A 22,948-nucleotide genomic window follows, 5' to 3' on the forward strand; every position below is an offset into this window, starting at 1 on the left:
GGAAGCTCTACGCTTTGGTGCGAAGGGATATTTATTGAAAGATACTCCTGCGGAGGAACTAGCAGAAGCCATCCGCAGCGTTCATAAAGGATATACTCAATTTGGTCCTGGCATTATCGAAAAAATTGCTCCCACGACACCCTCTCCAGCACCAACTCCACCCCCAGAAGAACCGCCACCAGGATTTACAGAACTAACGCAACGCGAACGACAGGTGTTACGCCAAATCGCCGCAGGTGCTAGCAATCGAGAAATCGCTCAGACGCTTTTTCTTTCCGAAGGGACAGTGAGAAATCATATTTCTCGAATTTTGACACGCTTGGATTTACGCGATCGCACCCAAGCCGCGATTATTGCCAATGCATTTCTCTCCTGGCTGAAAGACTAGAGATAAGTCGTAAGTCGTAACTAACTACTCCCTACTCCCTACTCCCTACTCCCTGCTCCCTACTCCCTGCTCCTTAACATGACAAATGTAATGGTCAGGAAATGACATTTATTCGATGCGATCGCACCTTTGCTGCTCGTAGATTAGAACCATTGCGACAGTATGACAAGGAGCAAGCATAGGAGGTAGTCGGATGATGTCCACAATTACAATGGCACAACTAACACAGACATGGCGATCGCAGTTAGCTGAAGACTACCCGCAAGCCAGTGCAGCCAATAGGGAAAGTATTGTTCGGTGGTTGCTTGGCGATGATTTAGAACGACTTAACAACCTGACTTCAGCTCAACTACACATGACTCAACAAGCATTTTCATTTCGCTATCGAATTTTGCAAAAGCGTTATTTAGGCATACCACCAGAACGAGCTTATCGTCGTCTCATCAGTCGTTTGAGTAGTTTATTGGTACTGCGGCACAAAATTCGTGCTTTAGTTGCCCTCAGTCGCGATCGCCACCGCACTGTAGTAGATGTCATTCAAGAAGTCTTGCAGGAATTATTGCTGCGCGATCGCTACATTCAACAACAAGTAGCCTGGATTGCCCAGTGTACGAACAATTTTCAACTCCGTAGCGCCCTACTATTCGCCAGTATAGAAGAATATTCTATGCGTCCGATCCGCGATCGACCGCTGTTAGTCTATCGTACAATCAACTATTTGCAGCGCACCGCACGGGGAGGAATCACTTACTCACCTAACAGCGAGCAATTACAACTCGTGTCAGACGAATTTTTCACGGAGGAAAGCGACAATTCTTTCAGCTGGCTGGATAGCCATGCCTTAGTTGCATATCAAGAGGCTGAAACCGAGGCAGAACAAAAAGCGATGCACGATGCTGTCAAACAAGAATTGTCCGATTATTTGCAGGTAAAACTAGGGAAGGAAGCAGTACAGTGGTTCCAGCTTTATCTCCAAGGTAAATCGCAGCAGGCGATCGCCAACCAATTAAATTTGGACGTGCGACAAGTTTACCGACTGCGGGAAAAAGTCTGCTACCATGCAGGACGAACTTTTGCCCAGAAAAAACAACCAGAACTCGTAGCTAACTGGCTGACAGCAACAGTTGCCGAACACCAAAGTTGAAGACTTCTATCCGCTAGATATGCCTGACTCATTTTCTTTTCGCCGTTGCGAATCTTTGACTCCAGAGTCCTTGCACATCTTCACATCATCATATAACATCAGCTTTTTTTTGACTTTTGACCGAATAGGGATAAGGGAGCAGGGAGCAGGGAGCAGTAGTATACAAAAAAACTTCAGCGTAACGCATCACTCTCAGTTTTTGGTGCGTTACTGAGATTTTTTCAACAATCAAACCGGATTCCTATAGTCAGAAACTATACAGGGAAAATGTAAGTTTTTATTAAGATACTACCTATCTTCATTAGTTCTTCATTTTTTTTTCCTATTCTCCAAAAAGATAAAGATGCTAGTGCTTGAGTTTGAATACTCAGATTAAGACAACAGCCAAACAAACTAAACTCCTCGGAGTCTTTCATTGCCAGAAACAAAGTAAGTTATCACGCTATCCGGTGTAACTTGCGATCGAACTCTGGCTTTTTTTCTCGGTTAATTAATAGTAGCCAATAGTTGATAGTTAACAGTCAACCACCAACTACCAATTACCAACTACTAATTACCAATTTTGTTTCTCGTATAACCAAGGAGAAATTTGATGACAATTACTCCAGAGCGAGAGCAAAAAGTAAGGGTTGTAGTCGATAACGATCCGGTTCCTACCTCACCTGAGTTATGGGCAAAACCAGGACACTTCGATCGCACTCTTGCTAGAGGTCCCAAAACGACAACTTGGATCTGGAACCTCCATGCTAATGCTCACGATTTCGACACTCATACCAGCGATTTAGAAGATATTTCCCGCAAGATTTTCGCTGCCCATTTCGGTCACTTAGCTGTCATATTTATCTGGCTGAGTGGCATGTATTTTCACGGAGCGAAATTCTCCAACTTTGAAGCTTGGATGGCAAATCCAACGGGTGTTAAACCCAGCGCCCAGGTGGTCTGGTCGCTTGTCGGTCAAGACATTCTAAATGCCGATGTTGGTGGTGGCTTCCACGGCATTCAAATTACTTCTGGATTCTTTCAACTCTGGCGGGCTGCTGGTATTACCAATACTTTTCAGCTTTACTGTACCGCGATCGGCGGTTTGGTGATGGCAGCAATAATGCTCTTTGCCGGCTGGTTCCATTATCACAAACGCGCTCCCAAATTAGAATGGTTTCAAAATTGGGAAGCGATGATGAATCACCACTTAGCAGGATTGCTAGGGTTGGGTTGCCTGGGTTGGGCAGGACACCAAATTCACGTCGCTTTGCCCGTTAACAAATTATTAGATGCTGGGGTAGCTACTAAAGATATTCCCCTGCCTCACGAATTCATTTTGAATACAAGCTTGATGGCAGAGTTATATCCTAGCTTTGCCAAAGGTTTAGTACCATTCTTTACCCTGCAATGGGGACAATATGCCGATTTTCTCACTTTTAAAGGTGGTCTGAATCCGGTTACGGGTGGTCTGTGGTTGTCCGATACCGCTCACCATCATTTAGCGCTTGCCGTGCTGTTCATCGTTGCCGGACACTTCTACCGCACTAACTGGGGTATCGGTCACAGTTTCAAAGAAATGTTGGATGATGCCAAATCTCCCAACATGCTGCCATTTTTAAACTTTATCGGTCCCGTGGGTCATGAGGGACTCGATAAAATCTTCGAGACTTCCTGGCACGCGAATCTGTCCATCCACTTAGTACAGTTTGGAACGGCTAGCCTACTGGTGGCACATCACATGTATGCTATGCCTCCCTATCCCTACCTGGCAACAGATTACGCTACTGCCCTGTCTCTGTTTACCCACCACGTCTGGATTGCTGGATTCTGTATTGTCGGTGGCGCAGCCCACGCAGCTATTTTCATGGTACGGGACTACGATCCAGCCCATCACGTCAACAACATATTAGATCGAACCCTCCGTCACCGCGATGTCATTATTTCTCACCTCGCTTGGGTTTGTCAGTTCTTAGGCTTTCATAGTTTCGCTATGTACTGCCACAACGACACCATGCGGGCTTTTGGTCGTCCCCAAGATATGTTCTCGGATACGGGCATTCAGCTACAGCCAATTTTTGCTCAGTGGATACAACACATCCACACCGCAGCCGTGGGAGCGGCGCAGGTGGCTCAACCCTTGGGTGATGTCTTTGGTGGTGTGCGGGGAATCGAACTCTCGGGACTCGGTACGACAGCTCCAGGCATTGGCGCACCCGTCAGCTACGCTTGGGGTGGTGGTATGGTTGCAGTCGGTGGTAAAGTCGCCATGATGCCGATCGCACTGGGTACGGCAGATTTCTTAATCCACCACATCCACGCTTTTACAATTCACGTCACGGTACTCGTACTGTTCAAAGGCGTACTATTTGCCCGTGGTTCGCGTTTGGTTCCAGATAAGGCAAACTTAGGCTTCCGCTTCCCTTGTGATGGACCAGGACGCGGTGGTACGTGTCAGGTATCGGCTTGGGATCACGTTTTCCTGGGTCTATTCTGGATGTACAACTCCCTATCAATGGTAGTTTTCCACTTTAGTTGGAAGATGCAATCAGATGTTTGGGGAACGGTCGATTCGGATGGCATTGTCACGCACTTGACCGGAGGTAACTTTGCTACCTCGTCGATTACCAATAACGGGTGGCTGCGCGATTTCCTCTGGGCGCAATCGGCACAGGTGATTCAGTCTTACAACTCATCGCTGTCTGCCTACGGTCTGATATTCCTAGCCGGACACTTCATTTTTGGCTTTAGCCTCATGTTCCTGTTCAGCGGTCGGGGTTACTGGCAAGAACTGATCGAATCGATCGTATGGGCGCACAACAAATTAAAAGTTGCCCCAGCAATTCAGCCGCGTGCCTTGAGCATCGTCCACGGTCGAGCTGTTGGTGTCGCTCACTACCTCTTAGGAGGAATTGTCACGACTTGGGCGTTCTTCCTCGCTCGCATGTCGGCAATTGGTTAATGGTCATTGGTCATCGGTCATTTGTCATTTGTACGTTACCAATGACGAATGACAAAAAACGATAAGTCGATCCTGAAATTGAAGATCTAAAATATGGCTACAAAATTTCCAAAATTTAGCCAAGACCTTGCTCAAGACCCTACGACCCGTCGTATTTGGTATGCGATGGCGACAGCTCACGATTTTGAACTCCATGATGGCATGACGGAGGAGAATCTTTATCAAAAGATTTTTGCCTCTCATTTCGGTCATTTGGCGATTATCTTTCTGTGGGTGTCGGGGGTTTTGTTTCACGTCGCTTGGCAAGGCAATTACGAGCAGTGGACTAAAGATCCTTTAAACGTGCGTCCGATCGCCCATGCGATTTGGGATGCTCAATTTGGTCCAGCCGCGATCGAGGCTTTTACGAGAGCCGGAGCAACTAACCCAGTCGATATCTGCTATTCCGGTGTTTATCACTGGTGGTACACGATCGGGATGCGGACGAACAACGAACTTTATGTTGGTGCGATCTTTCTACTTTTACTAGCTGCTACATTCTTGTTTGCTGGCTGGTTGCACCTCCAACCGCGATATCGTCCTACTCTCGCTTGGTTCAAAAGTGCCGAACCACGTTTGAATCATCACATAGCTGGTTTGTTCGGTGTAAGTTCTTTAGCTTGGGCAGCTCACTTAATTCACGTCGCGATTCCCGAATCTCGCGGGCAACACGTTGGTTGGGATAACTTCTTGTTTACCCCGCCGCATCCAGCAGGGTTAGGCGCGTTTTTTACAGGAAATTGGAGCGCCTATGCCCAGAATCCCGATACGGCTCAACACGTATTTAACAGTTCTCAAGGTGCGGGAACGGCAATTCTGACGTTCTTAGGTGGTTTCCATCCCCAGACCCAATCTTTGTGGCTGACGGATATGGCGCATCACCATGTGGCGATCGCCGTCCTGTTGATTATTGCCGGACACATGTACCGGACAAACTGGGGTATCGGTCACAGCATCAAAGAGATGCTGAACTCCAAATCTTTTTTTGGGGCAAAGGTTGAAGGTCCTTTCAACTTACCGCACCAAGGATTGTACGACACGATCAATAATTCGCTTCACTTCCAACTGTCTTTTGCTTTAGCTGCTTTGGGTGTAGCAAGTTCTTTGACAGCACAGCATATGTATTCGATGCCGCCCTACGCTTTCATCGGGCAGGACTTCACGACTCAAGCAGCGCTGTATACCCATCACCAGTACATTGCTGGGTTTTTGATGGTAGGGGCATTTTCCCATGCTGGCATCTTTTGGATCAGAGACTACGATCCAGAACAAAACAAGGGTAACGTCCTAGATCGGATGCTGCGTCACAAAGAGGCGATTATTTCCCACTTGTCTTGGGTGTCTCTTTTCTTGGGTTTCCATACTCTAGGCTTATACGTCCACAACGATGTAGAAGTTGCCTTTGGTGCGGCAGAAAAGCAAGTGCTGATCGAACCAGTGTTCGCTCAGTTTATCCAAGCAGCTCATGGTAAGGCGTTATACGGGTTTAATACACTGTTATCGAACCCAGATAGTATTGCGTCTACGGCTTGGCCCAACCATGCTAATGTTTGGCTGCCGGGATGGTTAGATGCGGTCAATAACACGACGAACTCGTTGTTTTTGACGATTGGACCTGGAGACTTCTACGTTCACCACGCGATCGCCCTTGGTTTGCACGTCACCACTTTAGTCCTGGTTAAAGGTGCCTTAGATGCTCGTGGTTCCAAACTGATGCCCGACAAAAAAGACTTCGGCTATGCCTTCCCTTGCGATGGTCCCGGTCGCGGTGGTACTTGCGATATCTCTGCGTGGGACGCTTCTTATTTAGCCGTGTTCTGGATGCTCAATACTTTAGGTTGGGTTACTTTTTATTGGCACTGGAAACATTTAGCAATTTGGGAAGGGAATGTAGCTCAATTCAATGAGTCTTCTACCTACCTTATGGGCTGGTTCCGAGATTACCTCTGGTTGCATTCCGCTCAGTTGATTAATGGTTACAACCCATACGGCACGAATAGTCTAGCTATTTGGTCGTGGATGTTTCTCTGGGGACACCTGGCTTGGGCTGTGAGTTTCATGTTCTTGATTACTTGGCGGGGTTACTGGCAAGAATTGATTGAAACTCTGGTCTGGGCGCACGAAAAAACACCATTATCTTTCGGATACTGGAGAGATAAGCCTGTAGCATTATCTATCGTTCAAGCTCGTCTAGTTGGCTTGACTCACTTCACCGTTGGCTATATTGCTACCTATGGTGCTTTCTTGATTGCGTCAACCGCAGGCAAGTTTGGCTAGCCTAGAGCAAAAATTTTAGGGCAGATTCTACAAGAAATACATTCGTTGTTTCTGCCCTAGAACTTGGCTCGATCAGTTGCGAATTTAGACTCTCCTCTCCTGGTACGTCCACCAGGAGAGTTCTTTAAAAACCATGAGTTAATATTTTCTATATTCGCCTTTATCTGCGTTACAACTCATAAAAAAATGCTTATTTGAGAAGTCGCACGTAAGCAGCAAGCTCGGAGAATCGACAACTTTAATTAGGAGAAAATCAAAAATGACTAATACTGCCAATCCCTCTGTAGAATCAAAATTGAATTATAGGCTCGATACCGATCCCGTTCAACCCTATAAAGGAGATCCGTTTAATAGTAATTTCTCTACAGCTATCACTGATTCTCCCTTAGCTAAAGCTTTTATTAACAATCTCCCTGCCTATCGTAAAGGACTCACTCCTTTTATGCGTGGTTTAGAAATTGGGATGGCTCACGGCTATTTTCTAGTAGGACCAGAGGTTGTGGTTGGACCATTGCGAGAGACAGCTCATGGTGCTAATTTGAGTGGATTAATTACAGCAATATATATAGCTGTATCAGCCTGTTTGGGAATTTCTATTTTTGCCATCACAACCTTCCAAGGCGATCCCAGAGGGGCTTATGGTACTACCTCTAAAGATTCACTCAGACCCCTGCGAAATCGAGAGGAATGGTATCAATTAAATGGTGGAATTTTTCTAGGAGCAATGGGAGGAGCTGTATTTGCTTATCTGCTACTAGAAAACTTCGATGCTCTAGACTCAATTTTGCGGGGTGGGGTTAATGTTAATTAGCGTGTAGGTGGGCAATATCCAACCTACACACCTTACCAATTACCAATTACCAATTACCAATAAAAACTGGAGAATAGCATCATGGTAGATATGACACAATTAACAGGGTCTTATGCTGCTTCGTGGTTGCCTTGGATTATGATTCCTTTAATATTTTATATTTTGCCGTTTCCAGTATTTGCTCTAATATTTATTTGGATTGAAAAAGAAGCAGGAACGGCTGACGAAGAAGTATGATTGGAGTACCGAGCGAATAAAATTTGCAGCTACACAAGCAAAACCCGCCTGCGCGGACTTACAGAGAATCAATTTAAACCCGCGCACCATCCGGGTTTTGCCTGTATATTCGTGACTTACAGTTGGTCATTACAAGATATGAACAAAAACTAGTCCGTTCGAGATTTAGTTAGTATTTGCTAGGTCGGAGTTAAAAGAGGCGAGAAAATTCTCGCTATTGAAGAGTTTGCCTTCGGTAGTTTGAGTCAATTCTGTTTGTCCAGAAGGGGAACCGCTACCAAGCGACGTTAGTAAATCTTGTTTGATTTGTTCGGCTAAAGAGTTAATACTAATATCTAGCTCAGTATTGGCTGGGCGATCGCTAAAAATGCTTTCATTAATGTCAATACTTGGAGTCGTTGTTGATGGCTCGGAATTCCAACCACTACCGAGTAAACTCAAGAAATCTTTACCGACTCGATCGATCAGCGAGTCAATACCTTGACTAATTTGGTTATTATCGGCATCGCTGTTATAGAGATTTCCCAAACTACTCGTTAGCAAGCTGTCAACCTCATCGCTGATAGCATTGCGATCGGTAACAAACGTCCAATCGCTGTTACCAATAACTAGCTTCCCGTCACCAATGTCCTTGAAGCCATTTGCTAACGGATTACCAATAACTAAGTTATCGTTACCGCTGAACCGATTGCCATTGCCAATCGTTGCATTACCACTACCGAAATACCAGTTACCATTGCCAATAGTTGCATTGTCACTACCAAAATGCCAGTTGCCATTACCAACGGTTTTGTTAGCATCATCAAAGTACCAATTGCCGTTACCGATGCTTTCGTTAGCATTAGCAAAAAGCCAGTTACCGTTACCAATGGTTGCATTTTCAATACCGAAATACCAGTTACCATTTCCAACGGTGGCGTTGTCGTAATTGTAATACCAGTTGCCGTTACCAAGGACATCGTTGCCATCAGCAAAAAGCCAGTTACCGTTACCAATAACCTCATTTTCACTACTATAATGCCAATTGCCATTACCAATAGTTCTATTATTAGTAGCACTACCTGCACTTTCAGGATCGGCTAAATCGGTAAGACTCTTGATCCAGTCACTATTATTAATAGGTATGGGTAGATTGTTAAAGGCAAGGTTACTATTACTATCGCTAGAAGACGAGTTATTATCAGTGGTTAAACCGTTACCTTGGAAGTATGCGATCGCACCCTGAAGGGTAGTGTCACTACCAAAAGGTGAGTTCTCCTCACTAGAAGAATTAGAATCGATTAATTGCTGCCAGTCTCCATTAACAAATATCCAATTACCGCTACCAGTAATAGAATTGTTGTTGTCATGGTACGTGCTACTACCACTCGTACTCAGGCTATCAGTATTGATAAAAGGATTGCTACCTCCAGCAAACGGGTTACTATCTCCGCTACCTGTAGGCAAATTATTGCTGTCAGCAGAGGAATCTGTACTGCCTTCAGGAGGACTACCAATACCGCTAAAGATGGTTGTAAGACCTTCATCGCCTAGAACTTCGCTTAAAGAACCAAATGGCGACTGTTGCAGTAGATCATTTAAATCGGTAGAGGAAAGGTCGTTTTGAGTCGGAACGAGATTATCGCTACTAGTAGTATTGTCTTCGCTAACTAGAGGGCTTTCAGCACTAGTAAATGGATTATCCCCTTCACCTGGATTAACCCCACCAGCGAAGATATTCCAAAAGTTATCACCAGCAAAAGGATTACCACCGTAAGCTAAATCGCTTTCTGAATTGGGGTTGTCGCTAGCAAATGGATTCTCTGCATTACTGCTATCAGCAGCATTACCAACACCACTAAAAATATTAGCAAGATCCTCGACATCTAAGACTTCACTTAAGCGACCGAAAGGCGATTGTAGCAGTAAATCGTTTACGTCGCCCGAGGAACCATCATTACCTGGTTCAAAAGAGTTAGACTCAGAGGTGGACATGAAGCTACTTCTCCTAATTACTAGTACAGCGTTCTAAATGGCAAAAATTATTCTATATACCCAGAAATTAACTACTATTAATTGCTAATATTTCGCGCATTATCTTGGCAAAAAATACTTACTCTACTAGCAAAACTGAGTTGCTAAGAGTGAGTAATTAAACTACAAATATAGCGATTCTATTTGAGTCATGAGCCGAGCGTTAGTGGTGGTTGACGGTTAATTATCAACTGTCAGCAATCGACACGCACGCATTCACGAATCGTTTAAACTCGCTATATAATTACCGTATTAATTAATACTGTATTTGATACTAAAATAGTCTATACTTCTCAAGACATGATTGTCAGTGATGAATCTTTCGACCAATTTGTTATTTATTTTTGTTCTAATTGAGATAAAATCAATAAGCTGCAAGTCATGATTTGCAGCTTATTGGTTATTTTTGCTTACGTCTTGCAGTGTCTCTAATATGGTTATAGCCAAATTACCGAAGCTAAATTTGTGTTGAAACTGGCTTGAGCTTGAGGTGCATTTAGCAATAAATTATTGTACTCATCGCTATGAGGAACTACGATCGCGTCATTACTAATAGTTAAGATTTGACTCGGAGTAGCTGCACCACTGAAATTCCACTCGCTGCCGATCGGATTGGGAAAATTGCCACTATTCGGATTGTTTCCGTCAGCAAAGATATTCCAAAAGTTGTCACTAGCAAAAGGATTGCCACCGGAGAGTAAATCGTTACTCATAGGAGAAATAGCCTCATCATTGGCATTGCGATCGAACGAATCGCTATTACCAAAAACGTTGCTCGAACTGTCCGGTTCGAGAGCTTCACTGAAGCGATCGGAAGGCGAACCTAGCAAAATATCGCTGTTATTACTCGTGCGATCGCTAGCAGCGCTACTATTATCCAACATACTTTGTTATTCGTTTACGAGTGGCAGATGATTGCTGAGTTTTTGCTTTCTTGTTTGACTGCCTTTGACTGTATTAGCTGTACCCCGCCAAACCATCAGAAAAAAGGCTCCAGCAATTAAGGTTCCTAAGCCAGTTTTTATGACATTTTTAGTCAGATTAAGACTGTTATCTGTATTTTTTTCAGCTTGCGCTTGAAATTTCTTTTCAGAGTTAGCAATTCCGGCAATAATTTGACTTTTTAATTGCTGCGGATTTTGAGCTTTTGGCGCATTAATTCGTAGATTAAAACGAGACAATGTATCTGTAATTTCTCGGTCTGTTTGAGCTTGACTGAGTTGTTGTTTGATAACTTGAAGCTGTGCTGATTGTTGCGCGATTTGGCGATCGCCTCCTTCGTGTATTCGCCAAGCAGAACTGACAATTAGAGGCAGTAGCAATAGAAACAATATGCCAGCTACCAGAGCCGCTCTAGACAAAAACTTGAAAATTTTAAAGTTTTTCTCGCCAATTAAGAGAAATACTAATCCAATTAATGGCACAGGCGAGCGCTCAACTAGATGGCTTGCCATTTGAAACTCCCACGCAGGATTGGTAAAACCTGGAGGAATAAAAATACTAATAATATCTAAAAGTGACAAAGCCAATAAGACATAACCAGCTATGCGAAAAAGCGGACTAAACCAAAATTCTTCACTATTAGATTGAGACATGAAAAATTGCCTTCTTGAATTCAAAAGTTAAAAATCAAAACCGAGGAGTCACTTGTCAGTGTTTAGTGGCTATTGACGAGTGACTAGAATTGAATCGAAATACTAGCTACCAGCCACTAAATAGCTAATTGTTCAGCTATGACAAATTCGCGAAACTGAAGAAAAAATGTCTTGGCAGTACTATCAATTAATGAATGTCTGCTAGTACGAATTGCTGATTCTATGTCGTAACTTTTGTCTACTAGATACAGTGCAAAAGCTGCATTTAAAGTGACGAGATCGACCAGTGCTTTTCGTCCCTGTCCGCTCAGAATAGCCAGAAATTCTGCGGCGTTATCTGTAGCATTGCCTCCAGCTAACTCCGATTCTGGGATGGTTTTCATGCCAAAATCTTCAGGCACGATTTGCTTTGTACTGATGCGATCGCCCCGGACTTCTATAACTTGAGAAGCACCCGCTAAGGTGATCTCATCTAGTCCATCTGAGCCAGTCACAACTAAAGCCTCTATCCCCAACTCCATCAAAGTTTCCGCAATAATTTGCGCTACTGCTGGATCGCCACAACCGACAAGTTGATGTTTGGGTTGGCTGGGATTGAGTAATGGTCCTAGTAGATTAAACACCGTAGGATAACCGACTTCAGCCCTAGCAGCTGCGATCGCCTTAAAAGCTGGATGCCAATCCCGCGCAAATAGAAAACTCAGCCCAGTCGTTGCCAAACTTTCAACAGCACGCGCTGTCATCGCTGTTAGAGAAATTCCCAAAACTTCCAGCAGATCGCAGGAACCATTAGGTTTAACCGAGCCTCGATTACCGTGCTTAGCAACTCGAATCCCCAAAGCGGCGACGATAAATGCTGCCGTGGTAGAAACGTTATAGCGCGGTCGGCGCACCCCGCCAGTACCAACAATATCGATATCGACATGCCCAAAGTTTGCCCGTCGCCTTCTATCCCAAAGGACATCACGATATCCCAGTAGTTCTTGAGTTTGAGCATCCGCTACTGGTCGAGTTTGCAAAAAGCTGACAATTTCATTGAACTCAGCTTCACCCGACAAGAGATATTCCATCACCTGACGTGCTTGTTCTCGCGAGCGCGGTATTTGCATAAGAGGGGTGTGGGGTGTGTGGGAAGTGTGGGAAGTGTGGGAAGTGTGGGGGAGAAAGAAATTGAAAATCCTGACTCCTTACAAATGACAAATGACGAATAACAAATGACTCTCGATCACTTTCCACTGACAACTGGTAACTGATAACTGTTAACTGATTCTTTAGTCCAGCGATTCATGGCTTTACCGACAATGGCGAGTTCTTGCATCAAGGAATCGAACCGTTCTGGAGTAAGTGATTGAGGTCCATCGGATAAAGCTTTGGCGGGATTGGGATGGACTTCGATCATTAACGAATCCGTACCTGCTGCGATCGCTGCCATTGCCATTGAGGGGACGTACTCGGCTTTACCCGTACCGTGGCTGGGATCGATCGCGATTGGTAGATGGGTGAGCGATCGCAACACGGGAATAACTGATAAATCGAGTGTATTCCGTGCATACTGGCGATCGAAACCGCGAATACCCCGTTCGCAGAGAATTACATTTGGGTTGCCTGCTGCCATGATGTATTCGGCTGCCATCAGCCACTCTTCAATCGTGGCTGACATTCCCCGCTTGAGGAACACTGGTTTATCTTGCGCTCCTACCTTCTTCAGCAAGGGAAAATTCTGCATATTTCTCGCCCCTACCTGTACGATATCTGCCACAGCTGCAACCTTGTCCAGATCGGCAGTATCCATGACTTCAGTGATAATTCCTAAACCCGTAGCATCGCGGGCTGCAATAAGTAAATTTAAAGCACTCTCCCCATGTCCTTGAAATGCATAAGGGGATGTACGAGGTTTGTAAGCACCACCGCGCAGGAACTTTGCGCCTGCTGCCTTGACTCTTTGTGCGGTATACACGATCATCTCTTCGTTTTCTACCGAGCAAGGACCTGCGATCGTTACGAGCGGGTGGTGTTCTCCAAAAGGGACGAAACCATTTGGAGTTGATACCACAACTTCACTGGGTTCGCCGTGGCGAAACTCGCGGCTGACGCGCTTGAATGGTTGTTCAACCCGCACGACTTGTTCGATCCAAGGACTGAGTTCTTGGACTCGGAACGGATCTAATTCAGCTGTGTTCCCAACTAGACCGAGGACAATTTTGTGTTTACCAACACTTTTTTCTACTTTCAAACCCCAATTACTTAACTCTTCAGAAATTTGAGCGATTTCCTCTTCTGGAGTACCACTTTTCATTACTACGATCATATTTAATCTTCCTGTTAATTTGTCAGTTATCAGTGAAGAAAGGGAGCACACGAGCAGGGAGTAGGGAGCAGAGAGTATGACTTCTGACTTCCGACTTCCGACTTCCGACTTCCGACTTCTGAATTTTGAATTTTAACCCTAGCTTCCAATCCCTAACTTCACGACAGTTTGTACGTCCTTATCACCACGTCCAGAGCAGTTGATGACAATACGCGGACTGCCACTTAGTTGCGGACAGAGAATATCTAAATAGGCGATCGCGTGGGCAGTTTCTAGAGCTGGAATAATCCCCTCTAGTTGAGCCAAATTCTTGAATGCATCTAATGCTTGTGTGTCCGTGACGCTGTAATATTCGCCGCGTCCGATATCCTTTAAATAGCTGTGTTCGGGACCCACTCCTGGATAGTCTAGTCCAGCACTAATTGAATGTGCTTCTACAACTTGACCGTCTTCGTCTTGAAGTAAGTAGCTCATTGCACCATGCAACACGCCGATTCGTCCTTGCGTGAGAGTTGCTGCGTGTTTTTCTGTGCTGACTCCTTCCCCTGCTGCTTCAACTCCAATTAACCGCACTGTTGGTTCGTTGACAAATTCGTAAAACATTCCAATTGCGTTAGAACCTCCCCCAACGCAGGCTAAGAGAATATCTGGCAACCCGCCCCATTTTTGCTGGCATTGGGCGCGAGTTTCTGTCCCAATCACTGCATGAAAGTCTCGTACCATCATTGGATAGGGATGAGGTCCAGCAACGGAACCTAAAATATAATGAGTTGATTCTACGTTTGTGACCCAATCTCGAATTGCCTCCGAAGTTGCATCTTTTAACGTTCCCGTACCTGCCTCTACTGGGCGCACTTCCGTACCCATCAGCCGCATCCGAAATACATTTAGGGCTTGCCGTTCCATGTCGTGAATGCCCATGTAGACGATGCACTGCAACCCAAAGCGAGCGCAAACAGTAGCAGTTGCAACCCCATGCTGACCTGCCCCCGTCTCGGCAATAATTCTTTGCTTGCCCATCCGTTTTGCTAATAAAACTTGAGCGAGAGCATTATTAATTTTGTGAGCGCCCGTATGGTTTAAGTCTTCCCGCTTCAAATAAATCTGCGCTCCCGTGCCATCAGAGCGCTGGTAGTGTTGGGTCAAACGCTCGGCAAAATACAAAGGGCTGGGTCTGCCGACATAGTCATGCAGTAGTTGTTGCAACTCAGCCTGAAAGCTGGGATCGACCCGATATTGCGCGTAGGCTGCTTCTAGTTCGGTTAGTGCAGGCATTAATGTTTCCGGCACGTACTTACCACCGAAACGCCCAAACCGACCCAGGGAATCGGGTTGTACTTGTGCTGAAAGATTATTAGTTTCTCTGATGCTAACCACAGTTTTTATTGGTAATGGGTAATGAGTAATGGGCAAGTTGTAAGTCGTAAGTCGTAAGTCGTAAGTTGTAAGTTGGGTATTCGGAATCAACTGACAACTAACCCCTCGCTCCTCGCTCCTCGCTCCTCGCTCCTCACAGAAATTGCTGATTTTAGTTCTCGACACAATTGAGCGATCGCCTGCAATCCTTCAGTTGAGTTTCCGGCTGCTAAATGTTTGACAAAGGCACTACCGACGATCGCCGCATCTGCGCCCCAATCTTTGACCTGACGTGCTTGTTCGGCTCCAGAAATTCCAAAACCAACACCAATCGGTTTATCGGTAATACGGCGCATATCTGTTAGCAAAGTTTTTACCCGTTCTTGTAAGTGCGATCGCACCCCCGTTACACCCGTAACGCTGACAAGGTAGATAAAACCTTGCGATTGACGAGCGATCGCGGCTATCCTTTCGGGAGAGCTGGTAGGCGCTACGAGTAAGGTGGTCTCAATGCCAGAATCAGCCGCAGCTTGAATTAACTCCGTTGCTTCTTCTAGAGGTAAATCCGGCACGACTAGCCCCCGCACCCCAGCGCTGGCAATTTGTTGGCAAAAGGCACGAACGCCTCGATTTAAAATCGGGTTGTAGTAGGTAAATAAAATCAATGGTGCTTTGAGGTTAGGGCTGACAGTTGCTACCATTTCTAGCACCTGCTCTAAGCGCGTACCTCTTTGCAACGCACGGGTCGCCGCTGCCTGAATTACAGGTCCATCAGCCAGTGGATCGGCATAGGGAACGCCCAACTCGATGAAATCTGCACCGTGGCGATCGAGAGTATATAAAGCTTCAGCCGTCGTTTCTAAGTAAGGATCGCCAGCTGTAATAAAAGGAATCAAAGCGCACTCTTGGCGGCTGCGTAGAGATTGGAAGCGATCTGAAATCATAGACAATAGGGAAGGACAAGGGGGATAATTCAATTCGCAATTCAGAATGACTTCTGTACGGGCGGGTTTTGACCGAAGAGCGATCGCATCAGTTATAAATCTTTTGCTAAACCCGCCCCTACGACTCCTGATAACTGGTTACTGGTTACTGGTTGCTGTATTCAACAAACTACTTACAGCTTGTTCTACATCGGGTTGTTTAACGAGAGACTCGCCGACTAAAACTGCACGAACGCCAGCGTTGGCAACCAGGGATAAGTCTTCAGCTGTATGCAAACCAGACTCGCTGACAACGGTAATGCCCAAATCGCTAATTTGTTGCCGACGCTGTGCCATCAGTAGCCGTGTTGTTTCCAAATCGACGTGAAAGTTGTCTAGATTGCGATTGTTAATTCCAATCAGGCGCACATCGGATAGTGCTAGCACGCGATCGAGTTCGCCAAGTGTGTGTACTTCAACTAGAGCAGTCATTCCCAATTCATGAGCTATTTTTAAAAAGTTTTGCAAACTGCTATCTGATAAAATGGCTGCAATTAGCAATACTGCATCTGCTCCAGCAGCTCGCGCTAGATAAATTTGATACGGATCGATAACGAACTCTTTGCATAAAAGTGGTAGTGCCACACTTTGCCGAATTTTCCGCAGATTGTCAAAACTGCCTTGAAAGAATTTGCGATCGGTCAAAACTGAAATACAGGTTGCGCCGCTTTGTTCGTATGCTTGGGCAATTTTTACCGGATCGAAGTCAGCACAGATGACTCCTTTACTTGGCGATGCTTTTTTGACTTCGGCAATCAAACTTGGTTGGCGATCGCTTTGCTCGATTGCCATCAAAAAGTCTTCTGCCCACGGTGTATCGCTGACCTGTTTTTGTAACTCAGCTAATGGCATATCTGCTTGCAGTTGGATGACTTCTCGCTGTTTATGCCACACAATTTCAGCCAAAATATGACGCGATTTACTGTTAGATGCAACCTGATGATTGATTTCGATAGTAGCCATTAAGAGAGTGGTGAGTGGTGAGTGGTGAGTGGTGAGTGGGGGAATAAGGGTGATATAGATTTTGATGCTTGAAGTTTCGCATAGTTGCCAACAATATTTGTGACAATTTTTAAGCCAATGTCTCCGGTTAGGGTCATGATTGATTCGGGGTGAAACTGAACTGCGGCAATTGGCATTTCTCTATGCTCGATGCCCATAATTACGTCATCATGAGAAATTGCCGTAACCTTTAAATCTGGGGGTAAAAGTTTTGGTAGAGCAAATAATGAATGGTATCTACCGACTTCAAAGGATGTGGGTAAGTTCTCGAACAAATGAGACTCTGAATCTGTAACAAAAACGCGAGAAACTTTGCCGTGTTGAGGATAATTCAGTACTCCTAGTTCTCCGCCAAAAGCTTCAACAATTCCTTGTAGCCCCAAACAAACGCCAAAGATCGGAATTTGTCGATTGATGCAGGCTAAAACTGTGTCTGGAACGCGAAAATCCCTCGGTCTACCAGGACCTGGTGAAAAGACTACCAAATCTGGACGCTCGGTGTCGAAAACTGTTTCGCTAAAGCCGTGACGTAGTGTTTTGACGATCGCCCCAGTTTGGCGAATGTAGTTGGCGAGGGTGTGAACGAAGGAGTCTTCGTAGTCAATCAGCAGTACGTATGGACGCTGTTGAGGGCGATCGCTTGTTAATTTTTTTGTTTTACTTGACAAATCGTCACCGATTTGCTGGGCGCGATTGATGGTTTCAAACATGGCAGCAGCTTTCGTAATAGTTTCTTGCGCTTCTGCCTCTGGAATTGAATCATACAAGACGGTAGCGCCAACTCGGACTTCGGCGATCGCATCTTGCAATCTAATCGTGCGTAAAATCAGCCCTGTATTTAAGTTACCGTTGAAGTTTAACCAGCCGACTGCACCGCCATACCAACGCCGAGAACTGGGTTCGTGCCGCTCGATAAACTGCATTGCAGCGCGTTTGGGTGCGCCTGTCACTGTCACTGCCCAAGTATGCGTTAAAAAGGCATCTAAAGCATCAAATTCCGGTCGCAGTTGTCCTTCTACGTGATCGACTGTATGAATCAGGTGACTGTACAATTCGATCTGGCGGCGACCGATCACTTGTACCGATCCGGGTTCGCAAATCCGTGATTTATCGTTGCGATCGACATCAGTACACATTGTTAGTTCGGCTTCATCTTTGCGGGAGTTGAGCAACTGACGAATTTGTTCCGCATCTTCAATCGCATCCTGTCCGCGCTCGATCGTGCCGCTAATCGGGCAGGTTTCAATATGCTTACCTTCCACCCGCACGAACATTTCTGGAGACGAACCAATTAAATATTCACTACCTAAGTTAAAAATAAATCCGTAGGGGCTGGGATTGACTTGCTGTAATGTTTGAAATAGTTGAGCGGGAGATGCTTCGCAAGCAGCAAAAAAAGTTTGGCTGGGGACAACTTCAAATAGATCGCCTCTTTGAAAGTAGCCTAGTGCTTCTCGTACCAGTTGAGCATATTCACCAGGGGCGCGATCGCAATCTTGGGTTGGAGTTAGATGTTCACCCTGATAATCCATAGATTCACCTGTACGCGGTAAACCTCTGGTGCTGCTGTTCTCTATCTCAAACTCATACTGATAGCGAAATGCCTTTTGTTGATAGCGATCGACAACGACTAATTCATCCGGCAAATATAATACTAAGTCTCGTTGGTCTGTGGGACGAGAATGCAACTTCGGCATCGACTCAAACTGAAATACCAAATCGTAGCCGAAAGCACCATACAAGCCTAAGCGATCGTCTTCGCTACTGTGAAAAGTATGTAACAACTGACGAATTACGGTGAAAACAGATGGTTGCCTGCTGCGTTCTTCCTCGGAATATATTCTTTCGGCTAATTTAACCGTGCCAACAACACAATTGTTTTCTAGCTGGACTGTTTCTAATTGTGCGTCTTCAGATAGACGCGCTGCCAAATATGGCAATAAAACCGCACCGCGATCGTTATGCGCCCTCAGAGTAAAAGCATTCTCGCGGGTAGCCAGTTCCAAGGGTGGATTGACAAAGCCAATCGCCCATCGCTTGTAACGCCCAGGATACTCATAGCTACTCGTCAATACCCCTCCCCGTTGAGAATTGAGGCGCAATAACACCTCTGCGATCGCAGAATCGACTGGAATCTCAGTGGTAGAGTAAGAAACGCGAATACCGCCTTCGGTTATATAGCAGTGGGAATCAGGTATCATACGGAGAGCTAAAAGATATTTGGGATGCAAACAGGGATTGATTGAGTGGTAATTGGTAGTTGGTAGTTGGTAGTTGGTAATCGATCGCTAATAACTTTGTACAGACGTTTGTACAGACGCTACATGTAACGTCTCTTCACTTTTATTTTGTCCGCTAGAGAAAAGCATATAAAAAACCAGCAAGCCTTACTATGAGAATTGTTTCGATAGGCTTGCAATTTTTTTCGATCTTGCTAAAACAGGACTTTCACTAGAAGAAATCGGGCATCCAAGGCGATGAATTAGTAAATAGAGCGGTTGCCGTAGCGACGCTGGTAGCCTGGAGATATCCCGATTGCTGTAGTTGTTGGGGAGTGAATAAGTTTGTATACAACGGTGCTAAACCGCGCACATCTAACTTCATCTCACCTCTACCACCTCTTGTTACCTCACCCCGTCCGTTTGCTACAGACAGAATAAACTTGCCCCGATTTGCTTCTAACAGATCGTCATACACTTCTAAATGCAGTTCGGCTTCGATACCAGAAGGATAACCCCGTGCAGATAAAGCTTTTTCTACACTCACAATTCGTAGTAGCCAACGCTGAACAAACTCAGGTTTGAGACTTTGCTCTGGCAGCAACAAACTCAAAGATTCAACTACTGAACTCCGCCATTGCACCTTATCAATTTGCGAACGGTGTTTGGCAAAAAAAGCCCAAAAACTTTTTGCTGCGGCTGTAGTAAGAATCGCCCAATCTTTCACCACCAAATAAGACTCATTTTCTCCTCTACGTTGACGAAAAATAATGTAGCCTTGGGGTCGATCTAATGAACCTAGTAAATAAGCATAAACGGTTTCTTTTGCATCTGACTGAATCAGCCTTTGCCAAATTGAGTGGTGACGTTCGAGATTACCATTGTTTAATTTTGCCTGCTGCTGATATAGCTTTCGCCATTCAAAATTATCTAGTTCCACAGGTATAGCAGGTAGCGGCTGCTCTTTTACCTGAATACTCTGAGTCGGAATTTCCCAGCCGCAATGACTTCCACCTTGTTCGTAACCAGCTTTTCTGTACAAGTGTTGCGTGGCTGGATAAAGTACCGAGAGCGGTATTCCACTCGAATGCAGTTCCCGTACTACATTTTGCATCAGTGCGATCGCCGCCCCCGAACCCCGATATTCTGGCGCGATCCCCACAGCGGCAATTCCTGTCATCGGCACGCAGACACCACCATACCACTGTCCCATCGGCAGCAGCCCCAAGCCTCCCACAACTTCTTTGGCTTGCCGGATAACGCGAAAATTTTCTACCCCAATACCGTTAATGGATGACTCAGTATCGCTGGGAGAGCCTATAAAACATTGTTCGAGAATCTGCCCCAGTTGCCGCTTCTCTGTCTCATCTGTCAGCTTGCCGTAGGTGAATTCATGAATCATATGTTTGTTACTGGTTCGCAACAAACTACAATTATACTACAAATGGGATCTGCGTTAAATTTTTCCTCGCAATAGCGTAACGTAGCGCACTCTAGTACTTAATCGCCCAACTTAACTCAAAATACTTTTATAAGCATTTCCATATTCCCGCTTCATGGCTGTATACATCTGCTCTAATTTATTTTCTCTTGATGTATGAGCATTAATCGTTACATTTACAACCTCGGCTAAATCTTTTTCCAATCCCAACTCATCGAGTGATAATATGAGTGTATCTTGGCTCAGGAGTTGCATAACTCCTACTATTTTTTGTTTGTAATAACTTCCTGAGTAAATTCCCACAGTAGGGATATTAAACAGAGCGAGGATTATATTAAAGTGGTAAGCACAACCGATTCCTACACGAGCGCCAGCCAAGCGACTTAAAAAACTGCGCCATCCCTCTTCATAAGGATCGCGAATCACTATACTATCTTGATAATAGCGAGCGAAGATTTCAAGTGAATTGCGATCGCCTGGACCAGGTTCTCTACCAAAACAAAAGTATTCTGGTTGAGAATGTTGATTGTCTAGCAACTGTTTGAGATAATTTTCTAAACTGATTTTGATTAAATTGTAGTTATAGTCTGGAAAAGATTTCAGATTAATAGCTGTAATAGGATTTGAGCTACGATTGTGATTGCGTTGCTCGATTTTTAGCCGAGCGAGTGTGGGAAAAAGCAAAATTACATCGTCACCCAAAACTTTAGCGATCGCGTCAATCTTTAAATTTTTAACTATCGATAAAGATGCTGATTCTCTCACAAATAAATAATTCAAATTTCTGGCGAAAAGCTTAAAAATTATGAGACTAGCTTTACTTTTAAACGGTCCCAATCCTAATCCCGTCCCAATAACTTTTATCTTAAGATTAAAACTGCGTGCTAAGCTAATAGTGATGTATTCGTAAATAATCACCTCTAACCAACGTTCGTTGAGGTATCCTCCGCCTATATAATGAATGACATCTAGTCGCTTTAAAAAATTAATATATTCTTTGGTAAATAGAGCTTTTTGAAATAATTTATATGAAATGATGTCGGTAAAAATAATAATGGCGATCGCTACTAATTGACAGAAACTTAAAAAGCGCCATTGTTCTAACCATTCTCCTCTCAAAACATGTCCGAGGAGTTGGTGTACGACCAAGGGAAATTGAATCGGTATTCGCAACTGTTCTAGTTTCAAGTTAATTCGGTAAATGATATCCGACCACTCTACCGAATGCTTTAACTCTAAATCGCTATCAAATTTGAGTTGCGATAGCGATTCAAAATTTTTCGAGCCATATAATTCTAAATTTTCTCGGCTTAGTCTCAGATGCTTGTTGAAAAATTCTATAGTTGAGATGAGTAAAAGATCGTCTCCAAAGTTATATAAATTGTAAGCGCCTCTGAGATAAATCTTTTTCTTGTTACTCATAAAAAATAACTATCCCAAGCTAGTTGGGAGTTAGAGAGAATAGATTACTGATAATTCTAAAGAATTCTATTCTTAATAAAATTACCCAATGGCTTGTCTTGGATTCCTTGCCACAAGGCTGTATTTTTTAGCTTGGTACGTAACTCTAAACTTTTATCGTGACTCACTTTACGAATTACTGCCATACCGTAATTAACTGGACTTGTCTTAACTTCCATTAACTCGAAATGAGAAGAGGTTTTAATATATTTATCAATAACATATCGAGGTCCATCCCAGTTGCAGTATTCTGGATAAATGTCATGCAACACAATATATCCGTCAATCGCTACATGAGGGTAAAAAAGTAGAAAATCCTTTTCACATCCTTCTTTAGTATGATCTCCATCAATATAGATAAAATCTATAGGTTCGCTCAGAATTTCATGAATTCTTTCTCCTACGGCTACAGAGTTCGATTTATGGAACTTAACTCGATGTGCTAGTTGGGCATTTGCTACAGAATTTTGAGCATATTCTAGTGGATTAGGTAAATAGGCACGATGATAGGGGGGAGCGGGTATGATATCCTCAAATAGATCGATTGAATTAATATTTCCCATACCTCCAGCTTGCTCTAAACCAGCAGCTAGCCAAATTGTAGAAATTCCCGTAAAACAACCAATTTCTACCACATTTTTTGGGGCAATATTGCACGTAAGAGATTTTAAAAACTCTCCTTGCGATGGTGAAACAGAAGCAGGGTAAGTAAACTTTTTCCGATACATTTTAA

At 44.5% G+C, this 22,948-nt stretch carries 18 protein-coding genes; 6 read left to right on the forward strand and 12 right to left on the reverse strand.

The features are described from left to right. The 6 genes from ACRC32_RS14810 to psaI all read left to right on the forward strand — a co-directional run. Positions 1–388 (forward strand): response regulator transcription factor (locus ACRC32_RS14810; RefSeq protein WP_438554692.1); only part of this gene is annotated, 388 nt, incomplete at its 5' end. 193 nt (positions 389–581) lie between these two features. Further along, positions 582–1,532, forward strand: coding sequence for a HetZ-related protein 2 (locus tag ACRC32_RS14815; protein WP_438554693.1), 951 nt, complete (start codon positions 582–584; stop codon positions 1,530–1,532). A 592-nt stretch (positions 1,533–2,124) separates the two neighbouring features. Continuing rightward, a complete protein-coding gene (psaA, locus tag ACRC32_RS14820; protein ID WP_438554694.1) occupies positions 2,125–4,473 on the forward strand; it encodes a photosystem I core protein PsaA in 2,349 nt (782 codons plus the stop codon). A 93-nt stretch (positions 4,474–4,566) separates the two neighbouring features. Continuing rightward, a complete protein-coding gene (psaB, locus tag ACRC32_RS14825) occupies positions 4,567–6,789 on the forward strand; it encodes a photosystem I core protein PsaB (RefSeq protein WP_438554695.1) in 2,223 nt (740 codons plus the stop codon). Positions 6,790–7,048: 259 nt separating this feature from the next. Then, entirely contained in the window at positions 7,049–7,600 is a 552-nt protein-coding gene (locus ACRC32_RS14830) for a photosystem I reaction center subunit XI (protein ID WP_438554696.1), read from the forward strand. Between the two features lie 81 nt (positions 7,601–7,681). Then, positions 7,682–7,837 (forward strand): photosystem I reaction center subunit VIII, encoded by a 156-nt coding sequence (psaI, locus tag ACRC32_RS14835; RefSeq protein ID WP_015153097.1) that lies wholly within the window; start codon positions 7,682–7,684, stop codon positions 7,835–7,837. A gap of 165 nt (positions 7,838–8,002) precedes the next feature. Here psaI and ACRC32_RS14840 read toward each other — a convergent pair whose 3' ends face one another. The 12 genes from ACRC32_RS14840 to ACRC32_RS14895 all read right to left on the reverse strand — a co-directional run. After that, positions 8,003–9,811 carry a hypothetical protein gene (locus ACRC32_RS14840; RefSeq protein ID WP_438554697.1) on the reverse strand — a complete coding sequence of 603 codons (1,809 nt, stop codon included), beginning with the start codon at positions 9,809–9,811 and terminating at the stop codon, positions 8,003–8,005. 476 nt (positions 9,812–10,287) lie between these two features. Then, positions 10,288–10,734 carry a hypothetical protein gene (locus ACRC32_RS14845; RefSeq protein ID WP_438554698.1) on the reverse strand — a complete coding sequence of 149 codons (447 nt, stop codon included), beginning with the start codon at positions 10,732–10,734 and terminating at the stop codon, positions 10,288–10,290. Between the two features lie 6 nt (positions 10,735–10,740). Then, positions 10,741–11,445: an HpsJ-like protein, cyanoexosortase A-associated gene (gene hpsJ-A, locus ACRC32_RS14850; protein ID WP_438554699.1), complete on the reverse strand. Its 705-nt coding sequence runs from the start codon at positions 11,443–11,445 to the stop codon at positions 10,741–10,743. A 116-nt stretch (positions 11,446–11,561) separates the two neighbouring features. Then, complete coding sequence (trpD, locus tag ACRC32_RS14855) at positions 11,562–12,554, reverse strand: anthranilate phosphoribosyltransferase (RefSeq protein ID WP_438554700.1); 993 nt, start codon at positions 12,552–12,554, stop codon at positions 11,562–11,564. A 116-nt stretch (positions 12,555–12,670) separates the two neighbouring features. Then, entirely contained in the window at positions 12,671–13,753 is a 1,083-nt protein-coding gene (gene aroF, locus ACRC32_RS14860) for a 3-deoxy-7-phosphoheptulonate synthase (protein ID WP_438554701.1), read from the reverse strand. A 138-nt stretch (positions 13,754–13,891) separates the two neighbouring features. Then, positions 13,892–15,130: a tryptophan synthase subunit beta gene (gene trpB / locus ACRC32_RS14865; RefSeq protein ID WP_438554702.1), complete on the reverse strand. Its 1,239-nt coding sequence runs from the start codon at positions 15,128–15,130 to the stop codon at positions 13,892–13,894. Positions 15,131–15,216: 86 nt separating this feature from the next. Then, complete coding sequence (trpA, locus tag ACRC32_RS14870; RefSeq protein WP_438554703.1) at positions 15,217–16,053, reverse strand: tryptophan synthase subunit alpha; 837 nt, start codon at positions 16,051–16,053, stop codon at positions 15,217–15,219. Positions 16,054–16,191: 138 nt separating this feature from the next. After that, positions 16,192–17,055, reverse strand: a complete 864-nt coding sequence (gene trpC, locus ACRC32_RS14875; RefSeq protein ID WP_438554704.1) for an indole-3-glycerol phosphate synthase TrpC — start codon at positions 17,053–17,055, stop codon at positions 16,192–16,194. Beyond that, on the reverse strand, positions 17,055–19,295 hold the full coding sequence (locus ACRC32_RS14880; protein ID WP_438554705.1) for an anthranilate synthase: 2,241 nt from the start codon (positions 19,293–19,295) through the stop codon (positions 17,055–17,057). Before ACRC32_RS14880 ends, trpC begins: the two co-directional genes overlap by 1 nt. A gap of 250 nt (positions 19,296–19,545) precedes the next feature. After that, positions 19,546–20,715 (reverse strand): GNAT family N-acetyltransferase, encoded by a 1,170-nt coding sequence (locus tag ACRC32_RS14885; RefSeq protein WP_438554706.1) that lies wholly within the window; start codon positions 20,713–20,715, stop codon positions 19,546–19,548. 111 nt (positions 20,716–20,826) lie between these two features. Then, complete coding sequence (locus ACRC32_RS14890) at positions 20,827–22,176, reverse strand: polysaccharide pyruvyl transferase family protein (protein WP_438554707.1); 1,350 nt, start codon at positions 22,174–22,176, stop codon at positions 20,827–20,829. Between the two features lie 56 nt (positions 22,177–22,232). After that, positions 22,233–22,948 (reverse strand): O-methyltransferase (locus tag ACRC32_RS14895; RefSeq protein WP_438554708.1); only part of this gene is annotated, 716 nt, incomplete at its 5' end.

The organism is Chroococcidiopsis sp. (assembly GCF_051657925.1).
Lineage (GTDB): Bacteria > Cyanobacteriota > Cyanobacteriia > Cyanobacteriales > Chroococcidiopsidaceae > Chroococcidiopsis.

Excerpts from the sequence above, each read along its gene's own strand:
- ACRC32_RS14815 (WP_438554693.1), top strand. The coding sequence starts at position 582 with ATGATGTCCACAATTACAATGGCACAACTAACACAGACATGGCGATCG.
- psaA (WP_438554694.1), top strand. The coding sequence starts at position 2,125 with ATGACAATTACTCCAGAGCGAGAGCAAAAAGTAAGGGTTGTAGTCGAT.
- psaB (WP_438554695.1), top strand. The coding sequence starts at position 4,567 with ATGGCTACAAAATTTCCAAAATTTAGCCAAGACCTTGCTCAAGACCCT.
- ACRC32_RS14830 (WP_438554696.1), top strand. The coding sequence starts at position 7,049 with ATGACTAATACTGCCAATCCCTCTGTAGAATCAAAATTGAATTATAGG.
- psaI (WP_015153097.1), top strand. The coding sequence starts at position 7,682 with ATGGTAGATATGACACAATTAACAGGGTCTTATGCTGCTTCGTGGTTG.
- ACRC32_RS14840 (WP_438554697.1), bottom strand. The coding sequence starts at position 9,811 with ATGTCCACCTCTGAGTCTAACTCTTTTGAACCAGGTAATGATGGTTCC.
- ACRC32_RS14845 (WP_438554698.1), bottom strand. The coding sequence starts at position 10,734 with ATGTTGGATAATAGTAGCGCTGCTAGCGATCGCACGAGTAATAACAGC.
- hpsJ-A (WP_438554699.1), bottom strand. The coding sequence starts at position 11,445 with ATGTCTCAATCTAATAGTGAAGAATTTTGGTTTAGTCCGCTTTTTCGC.
- trpD (WP_438554700.1), bottom strand. The coding sequence starts at position 12,554 with ATGCAAATACCGCGCTCGCGAGAACAAGCACGTCAGGTGATGGAATAT.
- aroF (WP_438554701.1), bottom strand. The coding sequence starts at position 13,753 with ATGATCGTAGTAATGAAAAGTGGTACTCCAGAAGAGGAAATCGCTCAA.
- trpA (WP_438554703.1), bottom strand. The coding sequence starts at position 16,053 with ATGATTTCAGATCGCTTCCAATCTCTACGCAGCCGCCAAGAGTGCGCT.
- trpC (WP_438554704.1), bottom strand. The coding sequence starts at position 17,055 with ATGGCTACTATCGAAATCAATCATCAGGTTGCATCTAACAGTAAATCG.
- ACRC32_RS14880 (WP_438554705.1), bottom strand. The coding sequence starts at position 19,295 with ATGATACCTGATTCCCACTGCTATATAACCGAAGGCGGTATTCGCGTT.
- ACRC32_RS14885 (WP_438554706.1), bottom strand. The coding sequence starts at position 20,715 with ATGATTCATGAATTCACCTACGGCAAGCTGACAGATGAGACAGAGAAG.
- ACRC32_RS14890 (WP_438554707.1), bottom strand. The coding sequence starts at position 22,176 with ATGAGTAACAAGAAAAAGATTTATCTCAGAGGCGCTTACAATTTATAT.